The following is a 1,731-nucleotide window of genomic DNA, read 5'->3' on the forward strand; positions in this document are numbered from 1 at the left end:
AACAAACGGTGAGGTGATCAAACATGACAGAAAAAAAACAGCAAAACAAACCAAATGAAAACCCCGAGCACAACGACTTAACCGATCCGATTCCTAATGAAGAGCTGAAGGAAAATATGAATGATGAAAAACACAAACGCCAGCAAAGAGATAACTCTCAAAGCGAACGGGATTACGACACAAAATAGAACCCCTCACAAAATGTGGGGGGCTTGTCAAGAAAAGTGTGTAAGTTATTCTAGATATTTCTTCACACGTTCCTTTAGGTGGTCATGAACTAATAGTTGATTCATGACCATAGCCCATTGCTGGATGCGTCCACCATCCCATTTCTTTTCTAATTCTTTTGTTCGTAAAAACAATATTTTTAATAGGGCATTCTCATGGGGGAATGCTCCTTTTTTCGTGACTTTTCGAAAGCTAGAGTGGATACTTTCAACGGCATTTGTAGTGTACATGATTTTACGAATATTACCACCATAATCGAAAAGTTGTTCCACATGAGAAAAGTTTCGTTTCCATACGTCTACAGCTCCAGGGTACGTAGACCACTGCTTTTCAAAAGATTCAAATGCACTGTGACAAGCCTTAAGGCTTGGAGCTCCATACACTTTCTTTAAGGCAGCAGTAAAAGGCTTGTAGTCTTTACTTGGTATATACTTAATCGAATTTCGAATTAAATGAACAATACATCTCTGTACGGTCACATCAGGAAAAATCGCACGTGCTCCTTCTTCCAGACCACTAACGCCATCCATTGAGAGAAAGAAGATATCTTCTACACCACGAGATTTGATTTCATCAAAAATTTGCATCCATTTATGTTTACTTTCCGTTTCATTCAACCACAAACCTAGAATGTCCTTTTTACCTTCTATGGTATATCCTAGTATTGTGTAAACGGCATACTTCTTCGTTTCATAGTCATTACGAATGGTTGTGTAAAGACAATCGACAAACACAAAAGGGTAACAGTTACTTAAGGGACGATTTTGCCACTCTTCTAAATTAGGAAGTACAGTATCCGTAATGTCGGATACCATTTCATGAGATACAGAAAAGCCATAGATGTCTTCTATCGTGGAAGAAATGTCTCGTTGTGACATTCCTCTGGCATACATCGAAATGACCTTATCCTCTATAGAGGATACATCTCTTTTACGCTTTGGAATCAACTGCGGTTCAAATGAACCATCACGATCACGGGGGACTGCAATTTCAACTTCTCCTGCCGTTGTTTTCACGATCTTTTTGCCATATCCATTTCTTCTATTTCTTGTTTCTTTTTCTCCCTTGTCATTGGATTCATAGCCCAAATGGTGATTCATTTCACCTTTTAGCATTGACTCAAACATGGGACCAAATATGTCTTTTAATGCTTCTTGCATATCTTCTACTGATTTAGGCTGATACTGTTCGATAATCTTGTTAGCTAATTCTACGGAGTTCGGATCTCTTTTCAATTTCCCCACTGAAACCACTCCTTTAGCTTTATACTTATTATTCTATCAAATAAAAAACTGTGTGAGTAAGGAACCGTACGCATTCCTTACTTACACAGTTAATATTACACTCCCTGCTCCTGAAAGAGCATCCTTTTTGTATAACAGAACAATGTTTTACAGTTTTGTTTTTTCTTTAATCTGTGAATGCGGATCGCATTCATATTTGTTTTCGTACTCAATCGTTCCGATACTGCATCCCGGGCCGATGATCACTTTATTTCCGCGC

At 38.3% G+C, this 1,731-nt stretch carries 2 protein-coding genes; one reads left to right on the forward strand and one right to left on the reverse strand.

Going from position 1 to position 1,731, the window contains the following annotated elements:
* Window positions 1-23: 23 nt before the first annotated feature.
* Window positions 24-188, forward strand: a complete 165-nt coding sequence (locus tag ACWGSK_RS27580) for a hypothetical protein (protein ID WP_003234425.1) — start codon at window positions 24-26, stop codon at window positions 186-188.
* Between the two features lie 45 nt (window positions 189-233).
* Here the strand turns inward: ACWGSK_RS27580 and ACWGSK_RS27585 are convergent, their stop codons facing one another.
* Window positions 234-1,481 (reverse strand): IS256-like element ISBsu2 family transposase, encoded by a 1,248-nt coding sequence (locus ACWGSK_RS27585; RefSeq protein ID WP_031600262.1) that lies wholly within the window; start codon window positions 1,479-1,481, stop codon window positions 234-236.
* Window positions 1,482-1,731 lie beyond the last annotated feature (250 nt).

The organism is Nocardiopsis sp. NPDC055551, from assembly GCF_053619415.1.

Bases quoted from the DNA above. Each gene is read 5' to 3' on its own strand.
- ACWGSK_RS27580 (WP_003234425.1), top strand. From the start codon at position 24: ATGACAGAAAAAAAACAGCAAAACAAACCAAATGAAAACCCCGAGCAC.